Source organism: Mesorhizobium australafricanum, assembly GCF_033977265.1.
Classification (GTDB): Bacteria; Pseudomonadota; Alphaproteobacteria; order Rhizobiales; family Rhizobiaceae; genus Mesorhizobium; species Mesorhizobium australafricanum.
This window is the reverse complement of record NZ_JAVIIT010000002.1, coordinates 257,158-281,181: the sequence shown is the minus strand read 5'-3', so window position 1 is coordinate 281,181 and position 24,024 is coordinate 257,158. Positions and strand designations below refer to the sequence as shown.

At 64.3% G+C, this 24,024-nt stretch carries 20 protein-coding genes; 13 read left to right on the top strand and 7 right to left on the bottom strand.

The genetic code is table 11. The features are described 5' to 3' along the window. Position 1: 1 nt before the first annotated feature. The 5 genes from RFM98_RS04810 to RFM98_RS04790 form a co-directional block, all read right to left on the bottom strand. Positions 2-1,672 carry an ABC transporter ATP-binding protein gene (locus RFM98_RS04810; RefSeq protein ID WP_320307763.1) on the bottom strand — a complete coding sequence of 557 codons (1,671 nt, stop codon included), beginning with the start codon at positions 1,670-1,672 and terminating at the stop codon, positions 2-4. A 10-nt stretch (positions 1,673-1,682) separates the two neighbouring features. Then, positions 1,683-2,837, bottom strand: a complete 1,155-nt coding sequence (locus RFM98_RS04805; protein WP_320307762.1) for an ABC transporter permease — start codon at positions 2,835-2,837, stop codon at positions 1,683-1,685. A gap of 1 nt (position 2,838) precedes the next feature. Beyond that, on the bottom strand, positions 2,839-3,846 hold the full coding sequence (locus RFM98_RS04800) for an ABC transporter permease (protein WP_320307761.1): 1,008 nt from the start codon (positions 3,844-3,846) through the stop codon (positions 2,839-2,841). 112 nt (positions 3,847-3,958) lie between these two features. After that, complete coding sequence (locus tag RFM98_RS04795; RefSeq protein ID WP_320307760.1) at positions 3,959-6,037, bottom strand: ABC transporter substrate-binding protein; 2,079 nt, start codon at positions 6,035-6,037, stop codon at positions 3,959-3,961. Positions 6,038-6,142: 105 nt separating this feature from the next. Further along, the gene (locus tag RFM98_RS04790) at positions 6,143-7,609 is read right to left on the bottom strand and encodes an alpha-glucosidase/alpha-galactosidase (protein ID WP_320307759.1); all 1,467 of its coding nucleotides are present in this window, start codon (positions 7,607-7,609) and stop codon (positions 6,143-6,145) included. A gap of 213 nt (positions 7,610-7,822) precedes the next feature. On the opposite strand from RFM98_RS04790, the gene RFM98_RS04785 reads away from it, so the two are divergent. Beyond that, on the top strand, positions 7,823-8,698 hold the full coding sequence (locus RFM98_RS04785) for an AraC family transcriptional regulator (protein ID WP_430682255.1): 876 nt from the start codon (positions 7,823-7,825) through the stop codon (positions 8,696-8,698). A gap of 9 nt (positions 8,699-8,707) precedes the next feature. Here RFM98_RS04785 and RFM98_RS04780 read toward each other — a convergent pair whose 3' ends face one another. After that, a complete protein-coding gene (locus RFM98_RS04780) occupies positions 8,708-9,823 on the bottom strand; it encodes a glycoside hydrolase family 25 protein (protein WP_320307758.1) in 1,116 nt (371 codons plus the stop codon). Between the two features lie 314 nt (positions 9,824-10,137). On the opposite strand from RFM98_RS04780, the gene RFM98_RS04775 reads away from it, so the two are divergent. The 8 genes from RFM98_RS04775 to RFM98_RS04740 all read left to right on the top strand — a co-directional run bounded on the left by RFM98_RS04775 (position 10,138) and on the right by RFM98_RS04740 (position 20,146). Then, positions 10,138-11,022, top strand: a complete 885-nt coding sequence (locus tag RFM98_RS04775; protein WP_320307757.1) for an AraC family transcriptional regulator — start codon at positions 10,138-10,140, stop codon at positions 11,020-11,022. A 301-nt stretch (positions 11,023-11,323) separates the two neighbouring features. Beyond that, positions 11,324-12,406, top strand: a complete 1,083-nt coding sequence (locus RFM98_RS04770; RefSeq protein ID WP_320307756.1) for an ABC transporter substrate-binding protein — start codon at positions 11,324-11,326, stop codon at positions 12,404-12,406. Between the two features lie 74 nt (positions 12,407-12,480). Beyond that, positions 12,481-13,317: an ATP-binding cassette domain-containing protein gene (locus RFM98_RS04765; RefSeq protein ID WP_320307755.1), complete on the top strand. Its 837-nt coding sequence runs from the start codon at positions 12,481-12,483 to the stop codon at positions 13,315-13,317. After that, positions 13,314-14,567, top strand: a complete 1,254-nt coding sequence (locus RFM98_RS04760; protein WP_320307754.1) for a sugar ABC transporter permease — start codon at positions 13,314-13,316, stop codon at positions 14,565-14,567. The genes RFM98_RS04765 and RFM98_RS04760 overlap by 4 nt, the downstream gene beginning before the upstream one ends. A gap of 24 nt (positions 14,568-14,591) precedes the next feature. Then, positions 14,592-15,320 (top strand): SDR family oxidoreductase, encoded by a 729-nt coding sequence (locus RFM98_RS04755; protein ID WP_320307753.1) that lies wholly within the window; start codon positions 14,592-14,594, stop codon positions 15,318-15,320. Between the two features lie 146 nt (positions 15,321-15,466). After that, positions 15,467-17,074 carry an FGGY-family carbohydrate kinase gene (locus tag RFM98_RS04750; protein ID WP_320307752.1) on the top strand — a complete coding sequence of 536 codons (1,608 nt, stop codon included), beginning with the start codon at positions 15,467-15,469 and terminating at the stop codon, positions 17,072-17,074. Positions 17,075-17,597: 523 nt separating this feature from the next. Beyond that, positions 17,598-19,367: an acyl-CoA dehydrogenase family protein gene (locus RFM98_RS04745; protein WP_320307751.1), complete on the top strand. Its 1,770-nt coding sequence runs from the start codon at positions 17,598-17,600 to the stop codon at positions 19,365-19,367. Positions 19,368-19,393: 26 nt separating this feature from the next. Further along, on the top strand, positions 19,394-20,146 hold the full coding sequence (locus tag RFM98_RS04740; RefSeq protein ID WP_320307750.1) for a crotonase/enoyl-CoA hydratase family protein: 753 nt from the start codon (positions 19,394-19,396) through the stop codon (positions 20,144-20,146). Between the two features lie 24 nt (positions 20,147-20,170). Here RFM98_RS04740 and pdxH read toward each other — a convergent pair whose 3' ends face one another. Then, positions 20,171-20,893 carry a pyridoxamine 5'-phosphate oxidase gene (pdxH, locus tag RFM98_RS04735; protein ID WP_430682254.1) on the bottom strand — a complete coding sequence of 241 codons (723 nt, stop codon included), beginning with the start codon at positions 20,891-20,893 and terminating at the stop codon, positions 20,171-20,173. On the opposite strand from pdxH, the gene RFM98_RS04730 reads away from it, so the two are divergent. The 4 genes from RFM98_RS04730 (at position 20,829) to RFM98_RS04715 (ending at position 24,009) form a co-directional block, all read left to right on the top strand. Then, complete coding sequence (locus RFM98_RS04730) at positions 20,829-21,293, top strand: RT0821/Lpp0805 family surface protein (protein ID WP_320307749.1); 465 nt, start codon at positions 20,829-20,831, stop codon at positions 21,291-21,293. The two genes, pdxH and RFM98_RS04730, sit on opposite strands and share 65 nt — an antisense overlap. A 116-nt stretch (positions 21,294-21,409) precedes the next feature. Further along, positions 21,410-22,339, top strand: a complete 930-nt coding sequence (locus tag RFM98_RS04725) for a DnaJ C-terminal domain-containing protein (protein WP_320307748.1) — start codon at positions 21,410-21,412, stop codon at positions 22,337-22,339. Positions 22,340-22,447: 108 nt separating this feature from the next. Beyond that, positions 22,448-23,266, top strand: a complete 819-nt coding sequence (gene fabI / locus RFM98_RS04720) for an enoyl-ACP reductase FabI (protein ID WP_320307747.1) — start codon at positions 22,448-22,450, stop codon at positions 23,264-23,266. Positions 23,267-23,421: 155 nt separating this feature from the next. Beyond that, on the top strand, positions 23,422-24,009 hold the full coding sequence (locus tag RFM98_RS04715; protein ID WP_320307746.1) for a histidine phosphatase family protein: 588 nt from the start codon (positions 23,422-23,424) through the stop codon (positions 24,007-24,009). Positions 24,010-24,024: the final 15 nt, after the last annotated feature.

Here is a 24,024-nt window from a genome sequence, read left to right as displayed (position 1 = left end):
TCTACGCCACGTCGAAAGCGGCCCTGACGAGCCGTTCGGTGTAGGCGGTCTTGGGATTGGAAAGGACCTCGTCGACGGGTCCCTGCTCGACGATCTTGCCATTCTGCATGACGATGACGCGGTGGCACAGCGCCCGCACCACCTTGAGGTCGTGCGAGATGAAGAGGTAGCTCAAGCCCCGCTCGTCCTGAAGCTTGCGCAGAAGGTCGATGATCTGCGCTTGCACCGAGAGGTCCAGCGCCGATGTCGGTTCGTCGAGCAGGATGAATTCCGGCTCCAGCGCGATGGCGCGTGCGATCGCTATGCGCTGCCGCTGGCCGCCGGAAAATTCATGCGGGAAGCGCGACAGGATGTTGCCGGGCATGCCGGCGCTGACCAGCGCCTCGCGCACCCGCTCGTTCCGCTCGCGCCGCGTCGCGCCCAGCCGGTTGACGACCAGTCCTTCCTCGATGATCTGGCCGATCGTCATGCGCGGATTGAGCGAGGAGAACGGGTCCTGGAAGACGACCTGCATGCGCGAGCGCAACGGCCGCATCTCGTTGCGCGACAGACCCTGGATCGGCTGGCCGTCGAAACGAATCTCGCCGCGCTTGGCGTCCAGCAGCCTGACCAGCGCCTGGCCGAAAGTGGTCTTGCCGGAACCGGACTCGCCCACCAGTCCGAGCGTTTCATGCCGGCAAAGTTTGAGGTCGAGATCGTCGACGGCGACCAGTTCGCGCCAGTCGGGTTTCAGGAACGTGCCGTGGCGCAGCGTGAAGCAGACGCGCACGCCGTCCGCCTCGAGGATGGTGCCGGACTTATCGGGCAGCGGTCTCGGCCGTCCGCGCGGCTCCGAGGCGAGCAGCCGCCGCGTGTAGGGATGCTGCGGATCGGCGAACAGCCGCTCGGTGACGTTGTGCTCGCGCATCTCGCCATGCTGCATGACATAGACGTAGTCGGAGAACTTGCGCACGACGGTGAGATCATGGGTTATCAGGATCACCGACATCCGCAATTCCTTCTGCAGATTGCGGATCAGATTGAGGATCTGCGCCTGGACGGTGACGTCGAGCGCGGTGGTCGGCTCGTCGGCGATCAGCACGTCGGGCTCGTTGGCCAACGCCATGGCGATCATCACTCGCTGGCGCTGGCCGCCGGAGAGCTGATGCGGATATTGCTTGAGCCGCGCCTCAGGTTCAGGGATTTGGACATGCTTGAGAAGCTCGAGCGCCCGTGCCCAGGCTTGCCTGCGGCTCACCTTGCGATGAACCCGGATCGCTTCCACGATCTGGCTGCCGACCGTGTAGATCGGGTTGAGCGAGCTCATCGGCTCCTGGAAGATCATCGAGATGCGGTTGCCGCGCAGCTTGCGCCGGGCGCGCTCGGCGAATTTCAGGATGTTCTGCCCGCAATAGTCCACGCTCGACCGCGGCGAAACCGTCGCCCGCCGCGATAAAAGACCCATCACGGTGCGCGCCGTCACCGACTTGCCGGAGCCGGATTCGCCGACGATCGCGATCGTCTCGCCGCGATAGAGCTGGAAGGAGACATCCTTGACCGCCTCGACGGTGCCGTGCTCGACCTTGAAGGCGACCTCGATGTTGCGGGCGTCGATGACCGGCTGGTCGTGGCGGCCGTCATGGTCAAGCCGGACGGCTGGTGCGAAGGATTCTGCAAGCGCGATCGTCGTCATCTCTGCCACCTCAATAGGGATCGACGGCATCGCGCAGGCCATCGCCCAGCGCGTTGAAGGCAAAGACGGTGATCAGCACGAAGCCGACCGGCGACAGGATCCACGGATAGGTGCCTATGACCGAATAGGTCGCCGTGTCCTGCAGCATCAGGCCCCACGAGATCAGCGGCGGTTTCACCGCGAAGCCAAGGAAGCCGAGGAACGATTCGAGCAGCACCACCGTCGGGATCGCCAGCGTCACGGCGACGATCACGTGGCTCATCACATTGGGGAAGATGTGCTGCATGATGATGCGCCGGTCGGTGGCGCCCACCGCCATGGCGGCGCGCACATAGTCGATGCGTGCCAGCGCCAGCGTCTTGCCGCGCACCTCGCGCGACATCTGCGCCCAGCCCAGCGCCGACATGACGATGATGACGAAGGCGAGGAAGACGTTGGTCGGCGCCGTGACCGGGATCAGCGTCGTCAGTGCCAGATAAAGCGGCAGTTGCGGGAAGGCGAGCACGAGCTCGACGAAGCGCTGCATCCAGACATCGAACCTGCCGCCGAAATAGCCGGAGACCATGCCGACGGTGGTGCCGACGACGGTGATGATGAAGACCACCGTCAATGCGATCATCAGGGAGACACGCGAGCCGTGGATGGCGCGCGACAGCACATCCCGGCCGAACTTGTCGGTGCCGAGGAAATGCACCGGCTGGCCGTCCATCGAGCCGAAGAAATGCCGGTTCGCCGGGATGAGGCCGAGGAGTTTGTAAGGCGCACCCTCGACGAAAAAGCCGAGCAGCCTCGGATGGTCGTAGTCGGGACCGACGATGGGCTGGAAGGTGACCGGATCGAGATCGGCGGAATCGGCCAGCGCATAGACCCGTGGTCGCGCGACGAAATTGCCGTCCCTGTCGTGGAAGACAGGCACCTGCGGCGGCGCGAAGGCGATGTCGGTGGCCTTCGGGTCCAAGGGTGCCAGGAATTCGGCGAACACCGCCATGAGAAGCAAAAGCACGACCAGGCAAAGCCCGGCCATGCCGGTCCAGGAACGCTTCAGCCGGCGCCAGACGAGCGCGATATAGCTCTCATTGCCGTGCGCCGGCTCGGCTATGGTCACGCCTTCTGCCGGCAAGGGCGTAAGGGATGGGGGCGTCGGGGAGGGATCGCGCGCCAGCATCTTAGTGCTCCCCGAACTGGCGCACGCGCGGATCGAGCAGGGCGAGCAGCATGTCGGCGATGATGTTGCCGACGATCAGCGTCGCCGACAGCACCATCATGAAGGTTGCCGTCACATAGACGTCGCCGACCGCCATCGAGCCGACGATCGCCGGGCCGACGGTGGGCAGCGCGAAAATGATCGCCGTCTCGATCTCGCCGGTCAGCATGTAGGGCAGCACCACGCCCTGATACATGACCAACGGGTGCAGCGCGTTGGGCACGGCATGGCGCATCACGACGGCGCCGCCGGTCAGCCCCTTGGCCTTGGCCGTCTCGACATATTGAGCGTTGAGCGTATCGAGCAGATTGCCGCGCATGACGCGCATGTTGTAGGCGAGCCCGCCGAAGGTCGCGATCGCCACCACCGGCCAGACGTGCTTGATGAGGTCGACGAACTTCGCCCACGACCATGGCGCGCCGCCATATTGCGGCGAGAAGAACGAGCCGATCTCCGACACGTTGAACTGGAAGACCAGCAGGTAGACGATGATAAGCGCCATCAGGAAGCGCGGCACCGTCATGCCCAGGAAGGAGATGGCCGAGAGCGTTGAGTCGATCCAGGAATATTGCCGGGTCGCCGCCCATATGCCGAACGTGATGCCGAGCACCGAGGCGAGCAGGTGGCAGACCAGCGCCAGAAGCAGCGTGCGCGGCAGCCGCTCGCCGACGACGTCGGCCACCGGCTTGTTGTAATAGAGGCTGTAGCCGAAGTCGCCGCGGGTGACGATGCCGCCGATCCAATTGAGATATTGGACGGGCAGCGGCTTATCGAGGCCATGTTCGACACGGTAGGCCTGGGCCTGCGCTTCGGCCTCGGCGTAGGAAGCGCCGCCCTGGTTGATCAACTGCGAGCGGATATAGTCGGCATAGTCGCCGGGCGGCGCCTGGATGATGGCGAAGGTGACGAGGCTCAAAATGGCGAGGACGGGAAGCGCCGACGCTATGCGCATAAGCAGGAATCGCAGCATGGACGGTCAGCTTCCTTTCTGGGCCGGTCGCTCCCTGAGGTGCGTTCGGAGTGACTGTTTGTCCGGCCGCGCCGCAGCGCGGCCGGACGTCTCTTCGTCAGGGAGGTAAACCTTACATCGGACCTTTGTCACCCGGTTTGCCGGGAAGCTCCTCCGGATACAATTCGTACTTCGCCTGCTTGCCGGCCGCGACGAAGACGCGTTCGCGGATGATTGAATCCTCGGCCCAGTTGAACATGTAGATCGGCGTGCCCTGCGGGATGTTGGAGAAGCGCTTGTTGATGATCAGCGCGCCCGGATATTCCGTCAGGCCGACATTGTAGACATGTTCGGTCGAGATCTTCTGGAAATCCCGCATCAGGCCGGCGCGTTGGTCGTTGTCCTGCGTCGAGACGAACTTGTTGACGATGTCGACGAGATCCTTCTCGAACGGCATCAGGTCTACCTCGCCGCTTTCCGGCGCGCGATGGTTCCAGCTGGTCTTGGGACCAACGGGAGCGAGTTGCTCGGTGTTCTGCACCACCGAGGTCAGCTCGGTCTCATTGCGGCGGATCAGCCAGTCGAAGCGGCCGGAATATTGGGTGGCATCGCGCTGGGTGCCGTTGACCCCGTTGAGCACGACCCTCAGCCCAAGCTTCTCCATCTGCGCGACCACGCCTTCGGCGAGGCTCTTGTCGGTCGTGTAGTCGTTGTTGACCAGCATCACGATCTCGACATTCTTGCCGCCGGCGGTGCCTGCCGGGAAGTTCACGAAGCCGTCGCCGTCGGTATCCTTGAGGCCGGCCTTGGCAAGCTTCGCCTTGGCGCCTTCGAGGTCGAAGGGATAATAGACGGTCGATTTGCGGTCGTAGAAGCTGGTGCCCGATGAGAAGCCGCCGGGATAGATGGCTGTGAACGGCCCCTTGACCAGCGACTCGCCGAGCGCTTTGCGGTTGAGCGCCATGGTGACTGCCTTGCGGAAGTCTTCGTTGCGGTTCAACTCGCGCAGCGCCTGGCCGCGCTCGTCCGGGTTGCCCCAGCCATTGGCGGAAAAGTTCAAGCGCAGATTGTAGCCGATCAGGCGCGGGCCGAAGGCAAGCCGCGCCGGCGCGTTCTTCTCGGCGGCCCGCTTCAGCGAGGCGACGAAGTTTTCCGGCTGCTCGAGGTTGGAGAAGTCGCCCGAGCCGGCGACTGCCTGGACGTCGCGGTCGGCCCAGGTCGAGAGCTTGTATTGCAGCTCGTTGAGATAGGGCAGCTGGTTGCCCTTCTCATCGACCTTCCAATAATAGGGGTTGCGGCGCATGACGATGATGTCGTCCGGCCGGTATTCGACCGGCACCCAGGCGCCCATCACCGGCATGTTCATGAATTCCGGCGGGAAGGCGTTCTTGAACTGGTCGTAGGTGTTCTTCGAATATTTCGGATGCTGCGGCTTCAATATATGCGACGGGCCGGGGCAGAAGGTGCCGTAAGCCATCGCATAGAGATACTGCCGCGGAAATGCCTCCTTGAACGTCCACTCGACGGTGTAGTCGTCGACCTTCTTCAGCGTCGTGCCGACGCCGAAGGTTTCGGGTGTCGCCCCGTTCAGCGGCGAGACGTTGGGATCGACGACCTCGTCGTCCCAGTAGAACATCACGTCGTCGGCGTTGAAGGGCGCGCCGTCGGACCATTTGGCGCCTTCGATGAGATGCATCGTCAGCTTGTGGCCGTCCGCGGACCAATCCCAGCTCTTGGCGAGGTTCGGCAGCGGCTCGGTGTCCTTGGCCTCGACCTGGAAAAGCGGCGCCGTGCGCGTCAGGCATTCGGAAAGCCCGATGTCGATGCCGCCCCAGCCTTGCGTCTGGCCCGCACCGTAGTTCCAGCCTTCCGGCCGCCCGCCGATGACGTGGCGCATCGTGTCGCCATAGACGCCGACGCCGTCCGGCATGTTGCCCGTCTTGAAGACCAGCGGCTCCTTCGGCAGCCGGTCCTTGACCGGCGGCAGCTTGCCGGCCTTGACGTATTTTTCCGTCACCCAATCCGGCTCGTGATATTCGGGCAGCGCCTTGAACTCCAGGATGGAGTCGCGGGCCACATAGTGAATCTTGCCCTCGGCCGGAAATGTCGCCGGCTCCGGCGGGATCGTCGGCTCGGATGCGAAGGCGTGTGCCGGAATGGCAACGCTCAGCGCCAATCCGGCGGCAAAGCCTGTTCTGCGTAAGGTCCTCATCGTCTCCTCCCAGTTGTTTGGACGTCTGCTGCTGCCCGCCTCTTATTCCGGGCGGCTGATTTCGGCGGACTTGCCTCCTGCAAATCCATCTGTTTGCGCGATGTCTCAGCCGGCCTGTTTCAATGCCGCCTTTTCGGCGCGCAATTCCTCGATCGAGCGCACGCTGCGCCGCGCCGCGCCCGCCCAATCGCGGGTCTTCACCTTGGATTTCGAAAGCCGCTCCTTCGCCGCTGGTACGGCGTGCGCGTATTGCGGCAGCCACGCCGCCTGGGCAACGACCATCTCGTCAACCATCTGCCAGACCTCCTCAGGCGTCGAAACGGCACCGACCAGCGGGTCATGCAGCACGGCGAGCTTCAAGAGCTCGATGTCGCCGGCGATCGCCGCATGCACCGACATCCTTTGCACGTTGATCGAGGCCATGCAGGTGGCCGCACACGCCTCGGGCAGCGTGATGCCGGCTGCCATGTTGATGCCGAAGCGATCGACGAAGCCGGGCGACTCGATGATGGCGTCCTGCGGCAGGTTGGTGATCACGCCATTGTTCTTGACGTTGAAATGGCCGCGATAGACGCGGTTGGTTTCCAGCGCTTCGAGAATGTGGCTGGCATGTTCGTTGGAGCGCCTGGCAGCGTCGATCGGCTTCGATGCCGCTTCGAGGAACTGCGGATATTCGGTCTCGAACCAGTTGCGGGTCTCGGTCGAATAGCGGAGATAGCCGCCGGTCTCGCCATGGATCCAGTCGGACATATCGATCCAGCGGGTGATCTCGTCCGGGCGCTTGCGATACCAGGGCAAATACTCGGACAGGTGTCCGTTGCTTTCGGTCGAATAGACGCCGAAGCGCTTCAGCACGTCGATGCGCAGCTTCTCTTGGCTGGAATAGACCGGATGCGCTTCGAAGGCGGCGACCAGTTCGTCCTTGCCGATCGGCCGGCCGTTCAGCCGCAATTCGATGAACCAGGTCTGGTGGTTGATGCCGGAACAGACATAGTCGAGCTCCTTGGGCGAGGTCGCGCCGAGCACCTCGGCGATCTGCTCGGCGCCATGCTGGACGCCGTGACAGAGGCCGACCGTGTCGACCTTGCCGTATTCGATCGCGGCCCAGGTGTTCATCGCCATCGGGTTGGCGTAGTTGAGGAACTTGGCGCCGGTCTCGGCAAGCTCGCGGATGTCCCGGCAGAAATCGAGGATCACCGGAATGTTGCGCTGGCCGTAGAGAATGCCGCCGGCGCAAATCGTGTCGCCGACGCACTGGTCGATGCCATATTTGAGCGGGATGCGGATGTCGTCGGCATAGGCCTCGAGGCCACCGACACGCACGCAGCTGATGATGTAGCGCGCCCCTTCCAGCGCCGCGCGGCGGTTCGTGGTCGCCGTCACTTTGGTCGGAAGTCCGTTCGCCTCGACGATCCGGTCCAGGATCGCCTTGATCATCCCGAGATTGTGCTCGCTGACGTCGGTCAGCGCGAATTCGATGTCCTTGAATTCAGGCACGCACAGAATGTCGGTGAACAGCTTCTTGGTGAATCCGACGCTGCCGGCGCCGATAATAGCGATTTTGAAGCTCATCACCTTCACCTCGATCCGATCGAATGCTAAGCAAGGAGCAACAAGGGAGGATACGGCTGCCCGACATGGCGCACGCACCGTTAAAAGCCGGAAATCCGGCTTTTCTCCTCCCGCCCGCTCCTCGACCGCGGGTCATTCCCGTTCTTGAGGAGCCGATTATGCGCTTATTCCTCGGCGCGACCAGAGAAGGATTATGCTTTCGAGGGTAATTTTGTGCTGCGGGACCTGATCGCCAACGGAAAGCTGATGCGCACGATCTCGCTGCCGCGCGGCCGGCAGCGTCTGCATGCCATGCCGACCAGCACGGGCTACGAGGTGCGCGAGGACGAGACCTATGATTGGGATGGACGTAGGCGCGGCCAGACTCCATTCACGGTGCTCCAGCATACGATCAGCGGCACCGGCCAATTGCGCTATGAGAGCCGCAACTATCGCCTGCAGGCGAACGACACGCTGCTGGTGCTGGTGCCGCACACCCATCGCTACTGGTTGGCCAAAGGCGACCGTTGGGAATATTTCTGGATCTCGATGAACGGCGAGGAGGCGCTGCGTATCCACAAATCGATCCTCAGCGTTTCAGGGCCGGTGTTCCGCCTGCAGCCGGCAACCATCGATCATCTTGCCGATTGCAGCCTGCGCCTCATCAAAGGGGCAGGGTCACCGGGCACGGCGTCGGCGGTCGCCTATGAGGCGGCGATGGCGCTCTACGACGATATCTTCGGTTCGCACGCCTTCGCCGAAAAGCAGAGCGCCATGCAGCCGGTCATCGACCACATCAACGCCAATCTCGACAAGCCGCTGCCGGTGGCGGAGCTGGTCGAGATCAGCGGCCTCAGCCGCGCCCATTTCTCGCGCTGCTTCGCCGAGAGCGAAGGGCTGCCGCCCGCCGAATTCGTCCTGCAGCAGCGGCTGCAGCGCGCGGCGAAGCTCTTGACCAAGGCGGACTTCCTGCCGGTCAAGGAGGTGGCGGTGCTGTGCGGTTTCGAGGACGCGAACTACTTCTCCAAGGTTTTCCGCCGCTGCTACGGCATCAATCCGACGCAGTTCCGCACCACCGGCATGTATGCCAGCCTGGGCAACCATCGCTGATCCTGGGCCTCAATGCCGCCTGTGGTCGAGAGCGGTCGAAGCAGTCTTCACCGGATCGGCCGCCGCGAAGGCCGCGTCGATCTGCTCGGGTGTGCGCTGCTCGGTCCGCTTCCAGGCGACATATTGCACGATGCCGAAGCTCGGGCGCTGCGGCACCGTCTTCACCACCGGCATGCGGAACCCATCGCGGAATTTCTCCCAGCGCGCGCCGAGCACCGCGACCATTTCCTCGACGGTCGGCGGCGTCGCCACATCGGCATAGGTGATGGTCACCTTGCCGGCGAGGGCTCTTTCGCGCGGTACCGGCACCGGAATCGAGGCGAGGTAGTCTGACGGCACGTCGAGCAGCCCGCCAAAGGCCCATTCCTGGCGCAACTGGTCAGCGCTCATCGGCGCGACGCTGACGTCGATGTCGTTGGGCGTGCCGGGCACGCGATAGGGGCAGCGGAAACAGCCGCAATTGGCCTGCGCCGAGAATTGCCACAGCGCGTAGCCCTGCCAGTTGCCCATCGGGAAATGCACGTCGATGTCTGGCTTGTAGCGCGCATACCAGAGCGGCAATCGTGACAAGAGGCGGTACTGGTAACGATTGTCGGCGATGTACTGCGCGGTCTTGCCGTTGGCGTAGAGCACCGGGAAGCGGCCGAGGCGGCGATGCACCTGGCGCACGAATTCCTCGGCGTCTTCCAGCGACATCCATTGCGTGGCATCGATGCCTTCTATGTCGAGGGCAAGCAGCTCATCCGGCGCCGGTTCCGCGAAATCGATAAAGTTGTTGGCCTGCTCGACTGGGTTGCCGGGTCGCGCGAGGTGATAGGCGCCCCATTTCAGGCCGAGCGCCTTGGCCACGACCTTACGCGTCTGGAACAGCTCGCGCGTCACCGCATAGCGCTTCCACTGCGCCTTGCAGAGTTTGACGTCGGTCTCGGCGCCGAAGCAGAAGTAAGGCGGCGGCAATCCGTCCGACGCCTTGTTGATGAAGCCTGCGATGCGCTTGTCGGTGACGAGCTGCTGCCAGTCGATCGAATTGTATTCGTAGGCGTCGATCACCAACGGGCGGTCGGCATTCTTCCACGGCTCGGAGAAATCCGAAGCCTTTGCCGCCGAGCCCAGCGCAACCGCCATCGCGAGAAGCGCCAGGCGGCGAAGAGGGCGCGCCGGCTTTTTCAATCAGGGTGTCCCCACTGACCAGGGAACGATCCTGAACCGCTATGGTTAAGGAATTGCTTTCGGGGCTAAACGATCGCTTGTGTCCATAGGCTGTTTTCGGTCAGCGCCGAAACGTCAAAAAAGTATCGGCCGGGTGGACAAGCCGTGGTGGTAAGCGCTTCAATTGCCGCCTAAGCTTTCAATCACGGCGGCCAGTGGCAATACACGGCCTGCCTGACGAAGCGCAGCAACCGGTCACAAGACCGGACCCGCGCGGGAGGAAAATGAAGATGAATCCGGACCTGGAAGTCGTCCAGATCAGACAGGGAGAGTCGTTCAAGGCCTGGGCCCACGGCTATCCTTTCCGCACCGTGCGCTGGCACTTCCACCCCGAATACGAGCTGCATCTGGTCGTCGCCACCACCGGCCGTTATTTCGTCGGCGACTTCATCGGCGAGTTCGAGCCGGGCAATCTGGTGCTCACCGGGCCAAATCTGCCGCACAACTGGGTCAGCGATGTGCCGCCGGGCGAGACCGTGCCGCTGCGCGGCCGCGTCGTCCAGTTCTCTGAAAAATTCATCGCCGACGCTTCCGCCGCCCTGCCCGAACTTGCCGCCTGCGCCGGGGTCCTCGAAACCAGCCGTCGCGGCGCGCTGTTCTCGGTGGCGACGGCCGAGCTCGCAGCGCCCTTGCTGGCGGAACTGGTCGAGGCGCAAGGCGTGCGCCGCCTGTCGCTGTTCATGGCCGTGCTCGATACATTGAACCGCGCCAGCGATGTCCGCACGCTCGCCAGCGCCGGCTATCTGCCCGACCCATCCGGTTTCATGTCGGCCGGCATCAACCAGGCGCTCGCCTACATCAACTGCCACCTGACCGAGCCCTTCAGCGAAGGGACGCTCGCCGAGATCGCCGGGCGCAGCCCGAGCGCTTTCTCGCGCAGCTTCCGCCGGCACACCGGAATGGCGCTGGTGCAGTATGTCAACCGGCTGCGCATCAACCTTGCCTGCCAGTTGCTGATGAGCGAGGCGCAGATGTCGATCACCGAAATCTGCTACGCCGCCGGCTACAACAACATCTCGAATTTCAACCGCCAGTTCCTGGCGCAGAAGGCCATGTCGCCTTCGCGCTTCAGGGCCTTGCTGGCTGAGAACATCAACGCGGAGATTGCCGCCTAACAGGGAGGAAGCGGGAGGAGCCTAAAGCAATTCCAGTCTGAAGAGATTTTCCGTCTGGCATTGCATCAAACAAAGAAACATTCAGGGAAGGAAAGACGCGGGGTGCAGGGCACCCGGTGCTAGGGTTCGTTTGCCCGAAATCCAGCACGCTCAGGAGGATGTCTGCGTGGTTTATCGGGATCGATAGATCCTGGGCCGCTGCGGCTCATACCCCTTGCAACAGTTCGACATGCAGTCAAGGCCTGACGCGTCGTCCCGCGCAGGTCTTCGTGAAACCATTTCTCGAAACGGAGACATTCGAATGATCAGAAATGCTTGGAAATCGCCGTTTGCCTTGAAATCGACCATCGCGGCCGTTTTCGCGGCCTCGCTGCTCGGCAGCACGGCGGCGTTCGCCGGCACCGTCACCGACGCTACGGTTGCCTTCCTGATGCCCGACCAGGCGTCGACCCGCTACGAGCAGCACGACTATCCCGGCTTCGTCGCCGAGATGAAGAAGCTCTGCCCTGGATGCAAGGTGATCTACCAGAACGCCGATGCCGATGCGGCGCGCCAGCAGCAGCAGTTCAATTCGGTGATCTCGCAGGGCGCCAAGGCCATCGTGCTCGACCCGGTCGATTCGACCGCCGCCGCCTCGCTTGTCAAGCTGGCCCAGAGCCAGGGCGTCAAGGTGATCGCCTATGACCGGCCCATCCCGACGGCGCCCGCCGATTTCTACGTGTCCTTCAACAATGAAGGCATCGGCAAGGCGATCGCCGATTCGCTGGTCGAGCACCTCAAGGCGCTGAAGGTGGACCCGGCCGGCGGCGGCCTGCTGCAGATCAACGGCTCTCCGACCGATGCGGCCGCGGGCCTGATCAAGAAGGGCATCCATGAGGGCCTCGACAACAGCGGCTACCCGATCCTGGCCGAGTTCGACACGCCGGAATGGGCGCCGCCGAAGGCCCAGCAATGGGCGAGCGGTCAAATCACCCGCTTCGGAACCAAGATCCTCGGCGTCGTCGCCGCCAATGACGGTACCGGTGGTGGCGCGATCGCCGCCTTCAAGGCGGCTGGCGTGGATCCGGTCCCGCCGGTGACCGGCAACGACGCGACGATCGCGGCCCTGCAGCTGATCATCGCCGGCGACCAGTACAACACCATCTCCAAGCCGAGCGAGATCGTCGCGGCCGCTGCGGCCAACGTCGCCGTCAAGCTCTTGTCGGGCGAGACGCCGAAGGCCGAGATGACGCTCTACGACACACCCTCGCAGCTCTTCACCCCGGCGGTGGTGACGCAGGAGAACCTCAAGGCCGAGATCATCGACAAGAAGATCAACACGGCGGCCGAGCTCTGCGTCGACCGCTATGTCGAAGGCTGCAAGAAACTCGGCATCACCAACTGATCATGTTCCATGCCATCCGGCCGCCTGTCGGCGGCCGGATGTCCAAGGACATGATCGTCACGAAAGGTCAGCGTATGAGTGAGAGTCCCGAAAGGACGGCTTCCGTCGGCGAGCTGGTGCTCAGCCTGCGCGGGATATCGAAGCATTTCGGCGCCGTTTCGGCGCTGACCGATATCGATTTCGATGTCCATGCCGGCGAGGTCGTCGCGCTGGTCGGCGACAACGGCGCCGGAAAGTCGACGCTGGTCAAGATCCTAGCCGGAGTACATCAGCCGAGCTCGGGAACGATCGATTTCCGCGGCAGGCCGGTCACGCTGCCCGATCCGCGAGCGGCGCTGACGCTCGGCATCGCCACGGTCTTCCAGGACCTCGCGCTCTGCGAAAACCTCGATGTGGTCGCCAACATTTTTCTGGGCAACGAGCTCAGCCCGCTTCGGCTGGACGAGGTGGCGATGGAGATGCGGGCCTGGACATTGCTCAACGAATTGTCGGCGCGCATCCCGAGCGTGCGCGAGGCGGTCGCCTCGCTGTCCGGCGGCCAGCGCCAGACGGTCGCGATCGCGCGCTCGCTGCTGCTCGAGCCGAAGCTTATCCTCCTCGATGAGCCGACCGCGGCGCTTGGCGTCGCCCAGACCGCGGAGGTGCTCAACCTCATCGACCGCGTCCGCGCGCGCGGCCTCGGCGTCGTGATGATCAGCCACAACATGGAGGATGTCCGCGCCGTCGCCGACCGCATCGTGGTGCTGCGGCTGGGGCGCAACAACGGCGTCTTCGAGCCCGACGCCTCGAACCAGGATCTGGTGAGCGCCATCACCGGCGCGTCCAACAACGCGGTATCGCGTCGCGCCGAGCGCCTGCGCATGGAGCGCGATGGCTCCGACGACCGACAGGCGAGGGAGCAGCGCCAATGACGCCAGAAAAAGGCATCTCCGCCCCACTGGCGCTCGACCGCGCCGACACGCGGGTGAAGCACCGGGCAGGCATCGGCGGCGCGCTCCGCTCATTTCTCGACCGTGTGCGCAGCGGCGATCTCGGCTCGCTGCCGGTCGTCGTCGGCCTGGTGGTCATCTGGACCGTGTTCACCAGCCTCAATCCGGTGTTCGTTTCCAGCAGCAATCTGGTCAATCTCCTGTTCGACTGCTCGACCGTCGGCGTCATCGCGCTCGGCATCGTCTGCGTGCTGATGGTCGGCGAGATCGACCTCTCCGTCGGCTCGATCAGCGGCTTCGCGTCGGCGATGGTCGGCACGCTGTGGGTCAACCAGGGATGGCCGGTCGCGCTCGCCATCGTCGCCGCGCTGGCCTTCGGTGCCCTGATCGGCTCGCTCTATGCCCTGCTGTTCAACCGGCTCGGCATGCCGAGCTTCGTGTCGACGCTCGCCGGCCTGCTCGCGGTGCTGGGCATGCAGCTCTACATTCTCGGCTCCACCGGCTCGATCAATCTGCCCTATGGCTCGGCCCTGGTGGATTTCGGCCAGCTGATGGTGATGCCGAAATGGGTCTCGCACACGCTGGCGGCGATCCCGGGCCTGGCGATGCTGGTCAGCGGGCTTCGCACCTTCGCGCGCCGCCGCGCAGCGAATTTGTCGACCCCATCCGTGGCCGGACTTGTCTTGCGGGTCGCCGCCATAACCATCGGCCTCGAGCTGATCGTCGCCTATCTCAACCAGTCGCGCGGCATCCCATGGATGTTCGGCCTCTTCGTCGGCCTCGTCGTGGCGATGAACTACGCGCTCACCCGGACCAAGTGGGGGCGTTCGATGACCGCAGTCGGCGGCAATCGGGAGGCGGCGCGGCGCGCCGGCATCAAGGTGCGCGCCATCTACCTCAGCGCCTTCGCGCTGTGCTCGCTCTTCGCCGCGCTCGGCGGCGTGCTCGCGGCGGCGCGGCTCGCTTCCGCCAGTCAGCAGGCCGGCACGGGCGACGTGAACCTGAACGCGATCGCGGCCGCGGTCATCGGCGGCACCAGCCTGTTCGGCGGCCGCGGCAGTGCCTACTCCGCGTTGCTCGGCATCATCGTCATTCAGTCGATTGCCAGCGGCCTGACGCTGCTCGATCTGTCCTCGTCGCTTCGTTACATGATCACCGGTGCCGTGCTGGCCATCGCCGTGATCGTCGACTCCCTGGCGCGCAGGTCCCGTGCTTCGCACGGCCGCGCCTGAACAGTTCAATCGAGAAGGGTACACATGGCTCAGAATCTTTCGGGAAAAGTCGCCGCGGTCACAGGCGCGGCATCGGGTATCGGCCTCGAATGCGCCAGGGCGATGCTGGCCGCCGGAGCCCGCGTCGTCCTGGTCGACCGCGCGGAGGACAGGCTGAAGGAGGTCCACGCGGAGCTCGGCGAAAGCGCGATCCCGCTGGTGGTCGACCTCACCAGCCCCGCCAGCGTGGCGACAATGATGCCTGGAATCCTCGAAAAGGCCGGCCAGCTCGACATCTTCCACGCCAATGCCGGCGCCTATGTAGGTGGCGAGATACTCAACGGCGATCCCGACGCATGGGACCGCATGCTGAACCTCAACATCAACTCGGTGTTCCGCTCGGTGCACGCGGTGCTGCCGCACATGGTCGAGCGCAAGACCGGCGATATCGTCGTCACCAGTTCGATTGCCGGTCTCGTGCCTGTCGTCTGGGAGCCGGTCTACACGGCCTCGAAACATGCCATACAGGCCTTCGTCCATACGCTGCGCCGGCAGGTGGCCAAGCACGGCCTGCGCGTCGGCGCCGTGGCACCCGGCCCGGTGGTGACTGCGCTGATCAGCGATTGGCCCAAGCAGAAGCTCGAGGACGAGCTGGCGGCCGGTGGGCTGATGCAGCCCACCGAGGTCGCGGACGCCGTCCTGTTCATGCTCACGCGTCCAAGAAACATCACCATTCGGGATTTGGTTATTCTGCCGCAGAGCAACGATCTGTAGGCAGAAGGAATTAGGCAGTAGGGAATAGGCAAAGAGGCTCTTGCAGCCAGCCATTCAAAACTGACCATCTCCTACTGCCTACTGCCTACTGCCTACTGCCTACTGCCTACTGCCTACTGCCTACTGCCCTACCGTTGAGGTCTCTCATGCCTTCCCATTTCCTCGGCATTGACGTCGGCACCGGCAGCGCGCGCGTCGGCGTCTTCGACGAGCACGGACAGTTCCTGGCTTCCGCCAAGCGCGACATCGCTCTCTTCACGGAGCCCGGCGAGATCGCCGAGCAGTCCAGCCGGGACATCTGGCAGGCGGTATGCGCCAGCATGCGCGAGGCGGTCGGGAAGTCGGGCGTCGACCCGCGGGAGATCGGCGGCATCGGCTTCGACGCGACCTGTTCCCTGGTGGTGGTCGGCGACGGTGGCGAGCCTTTGCCGGTGGGCCGTTCGGGCGACCGCGACAGAAACATCATCGTCTGGATGGACCATCGCGCCCTCGACCAGACCAGGCGCATCAATGCCGGCCGGCATCCGGTCCTCGACTATGTCGGGGGCGTCATCTCGCCGGAGATGGAGACGCCGAAGCTTTTGTGGCTGAAGGAGAACCTGCCCGAGACCTTCGCCGGGGCGAGGCATTTCTTCGATCTCGCCGATTACCTCACCTGGCGCGCCACCGGCAGCCTTGCCCGTTCGGTCTGCACGCTTTCCTGCAAATGGACCTATCTCAGCCACGAGCGGCGCTGGGACGACAGCTATTTCCATGCCGTGGGGCTTGGCGAGCTCGCCGACGAGGGTTTTGTCCGTATCGGCACGGACGTGGTCAATCCAGGGACGGCTGTCGGCGCCGGCCTCACGGAAGCGGCTGCGGCCGAGCTGGGATTGGTCGCTGGAACGATCGTCGCTGCCGGGCTGATCGATGCCCATGCCGGCGGCGTCGGCACGGTGGGTGCCGCGGGCGATGCCGGCACCATCTCGTCGCGCATGGCCTATGTGCTCGGCACGTCGGCCTGCACCATGGCAAGCAGCGAAGGTCCGGCCTTTGTGCCGGGAGTGTGGGGACCCTACTATTCCGCCATGGTGCCGGGGTTCTGGCTGAGCGAGGGCGGCCAGTCGGCGGCCGGGGCGGCCATCGATCTCCTGGTGCACTTCCACCCGGCGGAAGCCGAGGCTTCCGCGCGCGCTGCGGCTGAAGGTAAATCGCTGGTCGATTGGCTGGCCGCGGCCGCCACGGCGGGTTCGCAGGACCTCTCGGCCGCCGCCACGCTCGCGGGAAGCATCCATGTCGTGCCAGATTTTCTCGGCAATCGTTCGCCGCTGGCGGATCCGGATGCGCGGGGCCTGATCGCGGGGCTCGGCACCGACCGTTCTGTCGAAAGTCTCATTGGCCTCTACGTGGCCGGGCTTTGCGGCCTCGGCTACGGCGTGCGCCAGATCGTGGCGGCGATGGCGTCGTCCGGTGACGCCGTCGACACCATCGTTATCAGCGGCGGCGCCGGGCAGTCGCTGCTGGTGCGCCAGCTGCTTTCCGACGCCTCCGGCCTGCCGGTCGCCGCCTCGCAGTCGCCGGAACCGGTGCTGCTCGGCGCCGCGATGCTCGGAGCGGTCGCGGCCGGCCGTTACCCCGACCTCTCGATCGCCATGCCCGCGATGTCCCGGCTTGGCGAGGTCTTCAGCCCGGCTACCGGCACCATGCGGACGTGGCACGACCGGCGCTACGAAGCTTTCCTGGCGCTGCAGGCGGTGGGCCGCAGCATACGCTGAGGGATCGCTTTGTTTTTGCGCAATTCCGGACGGAACACCGCGACACACTTTTCCTGGAATTGCTGTAAGGCAATGATCCTTAGGTCTGCGCGTCCGCTTAGCTCCCGCTCCGCCCGTGGATGACGATATTCGGGGCGCTGCGACTAGTCTCCGAAGTTTGTGATTTGCTCGTTGGAGGCAAAGCGTCTCCCGATCTTCGTGATTAGCCGAAACGCCCCGTCAGGTCGTCATTCTATGGCGGAGCAAGGAGCGAAGCGACGCGCGCAGACCATAGAATCCATTCTGTGACGTTGAGGCGCTTTCCGCAGTCCAGAATTCTGCTCCGCTGCATCCTGTGCGCGAGGTCACGGAATGGATCCTCGGGTCTACGTGTCCGCTGCGCTCCCGCTCCGCCAGTGGATGACGAAGTTGCAAAATCCGCGTGACAAAAGTTGACGTTTACGTAAAAAGAAGATGCGAAATCGACGGATGGTTTCGCTTCAGCCATGTGACTACGATTGGCTGGAAAGCAGGAGGAGCAGACATGTATCGCGCACCGGTCGAGGACATTGCCTTCACGCTGAAGCAGGTGGCGGGGCTGAAGCCGGCGCTGGATGCCGGCACCTTCGGCGATCTCGGCGAGGACCTTGTCGACGCGATCCTGGCCGAAGCGGGACGTTTCGCCAGCGAGGAGATCGCACCCCTCTACAAGATCGGCGACGAGCAAGGGGCTGTGCTCAAGGATGCTTTCGTCACCACGCCGCCCGGCTGGAAGGAGCTTTACCGGCGCTGGATCGAAGGCGGCTGGAACGCGCTGTCCGGGCCGGAAGAGTTCGGCGGCCAGGGCCTGCCGACCATGCTCGGTGTCGCCGCGCTCGAAATGTGGAACTCCGCCGCCATGGCCTTCGGCATTGGCCCGACGCTCACCATGGGCGCCGTCGAGGCGCTCGACAAGCACGCTTCCGAGGCGCTGAAGCAAAAATATCTGGCCAAGCTCGTCTCGGGCGAGTGGATGGGCACGATGAACCTGACCGAGCCGCAGGCGGGCTCGGACCTTGCGGCCTTGCGCAGCCGCGCCGAGCCCGTCGGCGACGGCACCTACCGTATCTTCGGCCAGAAGATTTTCATCACCTATGGCGAGCACGATTTCACCGACAACATCGTGCATCTGGTGCTGGCGCGGCTGCCCAACGCGCCGGGCGGCACGCGCGGCATCTCGCTGTTCCTGGTGCCGAAGTTTTTCGTCAATGACGACGGTTCGCTTGGCGCCCGCAACGATGTCTTCTGTTCCGGCCTCGAGCATAAGCTCGGCATCCATGCGTCGCCGACCTGCACCATGATCTATGGCGACGGCTTTCAAGGGGCTGCGCCCGGCGCCATCGGCTGGCTGATCGACGAGGAGAACAAGGGGCTGGCCTGTATGTTCACCATGATGAACAACGCCCGGCTCGCCGTCGGCATGCAGGGCGTGGCCGTGGCCGAGACCGCCACCCAGAAGGCGATCGCCTATGCCAATGAGCGCCGCCAGGGCAAGGCCTCGGACTATTCAGGCGCCGGCATGGCGCCGATCGTCCATCACCCGGACGTGCAGCGCAATCTTCTGACCATGCAGGCGCTGACCCAGATCGCCCGCGCCATCAGCTATTCCTGTGCGCATGCCATCGACCGCGCCCGCGTCGGCGAGGGTGAGGCAGCGGCGAACTGGCGCGACCGCGCCAACCTGCTGACGCCTTTGGCAAAGGCCTTCTCAACCGATATCGGCGTCGAGGTCGCATCGCTTGGCGTCCAGGTGCATGGCGGCATGGGCTTCATCGAGGAAACGGGTGCTGCCGCGCTCTATCGCGACGCCCGCATCGCGCCGATCTATGAAGGCACCAACGGCATCCAGGCTATCGACCTCGTCTTTCGCAAACTGCCGCTTGGCGGCGTTGAGCATGTGCACCGCTACATCGGCGAATTGAAAGCGGTGGCCGATGGAGTGCGCACCTCGAACATCGAAGGCTTCGGTCGCACCGCAGACAATCTCGATCGGGCGCTTGCCGATCTCGACGAAGCGACGCGCTTCCTGCAGAAGCTGCTTGCCGACGGCAAGGCCGACACCGCGATGGCCGGCGCGACACCCTATTTGCGCCTGATCTCGCTCGCCGCCGGCGGCGCCTATCTGGCGCAGGGCGGCCTAGCCGACCGCGGCCGCATCCCGCTCTGCCGCTTCTTTGCCGAAAACCTGCTCGGCGAGACGCGCGCCTTGAAAGAGCGTGTCATCGACGGCGCAGAAAGCCTCGCCGCCGCCGGCAAGGCGCTGATCACCGCCTAAGCATCCCGACGTTCAAAGGACCAACCGTGACCGACCATATCCTCATCGAGCGCCACGGCGCCGTGCAGATCATCCGCATGAACCGCCCCGACAAGAAGAACGCGCTGACACGCGCCATGTACGCCAAAATGTCGGCGGCGCTTGTAGAGGGAGATGCCGATCCGGCGGTGCGGGTACATGTCTTCCTCGGCGTTCCAGGCGCCTTTTCTTCCGGCAACGACCTCGCCGATTTCCTGGTCATCGCCACCGGCGGCGAGGGCGGCAACGAGGTCTGGGATTTGCTGATGGCGCTGGCCCGGTCGGAAAAGCCGATGGTGTCGGGCGTCGACGGCATCGCCGTCGGCATCGGCACCACGCTCAATTTGCATTGCGACCTGACCTTCGCCACGCCGCGCACGCTTTTCCGCACGCCCTTCGTCGATCTCGGCCTTGTGCCGGAAGCCGGCTCCAGCCTGATCGCGCCGCAAATCCTCGGCCGGCAGGGCGCCTTCGCGCTGCTCGGCCTCGGCGAGGGCTTTTCGGCCGAGCGCGCCAAGGCTGTCGGCATGATCTACGACGTCGTCGCGCAAGACGCGCTGGAAGCCGCCGTGCTGGCCGCCGCCAACGATATCGCCGCCAAGCCGCCGCAGGCGCTGAAGATCGCGCGCGACCTCATGCGCGAGCCGCGCGAAGCGCTCATTGCCCGCATCAAGGTGGAAAGCGAGCATTTCCGCCGGCGCCTGACATCCGACGAGGCGCGCGCCGCGCTCACCGCTTTCATGACGCGCAAGAGGGGCTGAACTCTCCGCCCTGCGCGCACCCCGTCAGGGGTAAAGCCGTGTCTTGTCCCAGCCGCCGGTGGCGTTGCGCGAAAAGACGACGCGGTCATGCAAGCGGAACGGCCGGTCGTGCCAGAACTCGATCGTCCGCGGCAGGATGCGGAAGCCCGACCAGTGCTTCGGCCGCGGGATCTCGCTGATCGCGTAGCGCGCCGTATATTCGGCCACCGCCTTTTCCAGCGCGAAGCGGCTCTCAAGCGGCCGCGACTGTTTCGAGGCCCAGGCGCCGATGCGGCTGCCGCGCGGCCGTGTCGCATAGTAGGCGTCAGCCTCGGCGTCGCTGACGATCTCGACCGGCCCGCGTATGCGCACCTGGCGGCGCAGCGATTTCCAGTGGAAGCACATCGCCGCCTTCATGCTGCCAAGAATCTCGCGGCCCTTGGCGCTCTCCAAATTCGTGTAGAAGACAAACCCTTTTTCATCGAACCCCTTGAGCAGCACCATCCGCACATCCGGCATGCCGTCCGCGTCGACGGTCGCCAGAGCGACGCCGTTGGCGTCATTGATCTCGCTTTTGGTGGCGTCCTCCAGCCATGCGGCAAAGAGCCTGAACGGCTCCGCGGCCTCGGTGAAGTCACTGCTTGTTAACTCAGTTTCGTTCATAGTTTTCCGAATTTTTACCGTTGCGGGAGGAGTTGGCCGATTGTTGCGTATCGCGCAAGCTTTTGACAGCAGGCAATGGAGCGTTATCGCTTCGGCCAGCGTCAAGGCTGTGGTCGTGACGTTGGCGCTACCGCTTGCCGCCTGCGGCGCCGGCGGCTTCAGCCTGGAAAAGGCCGAGGTCGACCGCTCGATCGTCACCTCCAGTGCGGCGTCCTCGCCCGCCGCTCCGGCCGCCGCCGACAAGGACTCCGACCAGACCACCATCGGCAACGCCGTTTCTTCCGCCGACATCAAGGAGCTTGGCGGCCAGGCGGTGCCATGGGCCAACGCAGGCACCGGCTCGCGCGGCGCGATCACCGAACTGGTGGAGCTCAAGGATGGCGGCCTGACCTGCCGCCGTTTCAGCACCACGCGCGAGAGCTTCGACGGCGTTGCGCTCTACAAGGGTGAACTGTGCCTGGCCGAAGCCGGCGGCTGGCGCATGCAGGAATTCAAGCCGTTCTGATTTTCGGGGCGCTCTGACTTTCGGGTGTTAATCCCCCCCGCGGCACTGGAATTTCTTCCTATGCGAGCGCATATAGGAAGCAACCGTGGACTCAATCTCTCTTGCAGGCAGGAAGCATGCGCGACCCCTATGAGGTGCTGGGCGTTGCCAAGAACGCATCGGCCAAGGACATAAAATCGGCCTACCGCAAGCTCGCCAAGAAACATCATCCGGACCAGAATCCGAATGATCCCAAGGCGAAGGACCGTTTTGCCGCCGCCAACCAGGCCTACGAGATCGTCGGCGACGAGAAGACGCGCGGCGCTTACGATCGCGGCGAGATCGACGCCGAGGGCAAGCCCAAATTCCAGGGCTTTGAGGGTGCTGCCGGCGGCGATCCGTTCGCCGGGTTCCGCCGTCAGCAGGGGCCGGGCGGCGCGCATTTCGAATTTCGCAGCGGACGCCCCGGCGGCGACCCGTTCGACGGCAACAGCGACATCTTCAGCCAGATTTTCGGCGACGCCTTTTCCGGCGCCCGCGGCGGCGGCCGGGGTGGCGATCGTCGCCAGCCGGCCCAGGCTGCCGACTTGAACGTCACGCTGGATATCAGCGTCGAGGAAGCCGCCACCGCCGAGAAGGTGACGGCGATGTTCCCCGACGGCCGCAAGGTGGCGGTCAAGCTGCCGACCTATGTCGAGGACGGCCAGACGATCCGTCTCAAGGGCCAGGGCGAGCAGGGTCCGGGCCAGCCGGGCGATGCGCTGGTCAAGATCCACATCCGCCGCCATTCGCGCTACCGCATCGAGGGGCGCGACCTGCATGTCGATCTGCCTGTCGACCTGGCCGACGCCGTGCTCGGCGCCAAGGTGGCGGTAGAGACACCGACCGGCAAGCTCGCGGTCAACGTGCCCGCATGGTCGAGCTCGGACAAGGTGCTGCGCCTCAAGGGCAGGGGCCTGCCGGAAAAAGCCGGCGGCCATGGCGATCTCTATGCCCATGTGCGGCTGATGGTGCCGGAAGGCGGCGACGCCGAGCTTGAGGCCCTGATGCGCCGCCAAAAAGGCTGATCGGCGGAATTTTGTTCCTGTTGCAGTGTCTTTTGAGCGCTTGAAGGGGCTCTGTGCCTGTGCGATAGGGCTCTCCACAAAGCAGATATTCTTGCGGAGAGCTTGCACATGGCAGGTGGACAGGGCCTGATGGCCGGTAAGCGGGGCCTGATCCTCGGCGTCGCGAACAATCGGTCGATCGCTTACGGGATCGCCAAGGCTTGCGCCGATCACGGCGCCGAGATCGCGCTGACCTATCAGGGCGAGGCCTTCAAGAAGCGCGTCGAGCCGCTGGCGGCCGAACTCAACGCGCATGTCGCGGGCCATTGCGACGTGACCGACTCCGAAAGCCTCGACGCCGTCTTTGCCGATATCGCCAAGCACTGGGGCAAGCTCGACTTCCTGGTCCATGCCATCGCCTTCTCCGACAAGGACGAGCTCACCGGCCGTTACGTCGAGACGACGCGCGACAATTTCCTGCGCACCATGGATATCTCGGTGTTCTCTTTCACCACCATCGCCAAGCGCGCCGAGCCGCTCATGACCGATGGCGGCTCGCTTTTGACGCTGACCTATTACGGCGCCGAAAAGGTGATGCCGCACTACAATGTCATGGGCGTCGCCAAGGCGGCGCTGGAAGCCAGCGTGCGCTATCTCGCCGTCGACCTCGGCGCCAAGAAGATCCGCGTCAACGCGATTTCGGCTGGCCCGATCAAGACGCTTGCCGCCTCCGGCATCGGCGACTTCCGCTATATCCTGAAGTGGAACGAGTACAATTCGCCGCTGAAGCAGACGGTCACCCAGGAGGAGGTCGGCGATTCCGGCGTCTACTTCCTGTCGGACCTGTCGCGCGGCGTGACCGGCGAGGTCCATCATGTCGATTCCGGTTACCATGTCGTCGGCATGAAGGCAGTCGACGCGCCGGATATCTCGACCGTCAAGGACTGATCCTCTCCTTCGCCTATCCTTCGTCCTGAGCAATTCCAGGAAAAGTGTGAAACGGTTTTCCGTCCGGAATTGCGAAAAAACAAAAAACTGGAGCAGTTCGGCGTTTCTGCCAAACGCTGAATTGCTCTAGCCCTGGCCCGACCTCGGAAGACCTGATGTATCCGCTCGTCTACATCGCGCGCCACGGCCAGACGGAGTGGAATGCCGAGCGCCGCCTGCAAGGCCAGGCCGACACCGATATCAACGAACTTGGCCGCGACCAGGCGCGGCGCAACGGCCAGCGGCTGGCGGAGCTCATCGGAAATCCTGCGGATTTCGATTTTGTCGCCAGCCCTATGCGGCGCACGCGCGAGACGATGGAATTGATGCGCGCCGCGATGGGGCTCGATCCTTCCGCCTACCGCACCGATCCGCGTCTGGTGGAGCTAAGCTTCGGCGACTGGCAGGGTTTCACCTTTGCCGAACTCGAAAAGCGTGTCCCGGGTTCGACCAAAAATCGCCGCGCCGCCAAGTGGGATTTCCAGCCGCCGGGCGAGGGCGCGGAAAGCTACGAGATGCTGCTGGAACGAGTGAAGCCGTGGTTCGATGCACTCGACCGGCCGACCGTCTGCGTCACCCATGGCGGCGTCATCCGCTGCTTCTTCCGCTTCGTCGCCGGCATTTCCAAGCAGGAAGCCGCCGGCCTGGAAATCCCGCAAGACCGCCTGCTGCGGCTGGAAGGCCGCGGCCTGGAGTGGTTGTGAGGCAGCCTCAAAGCC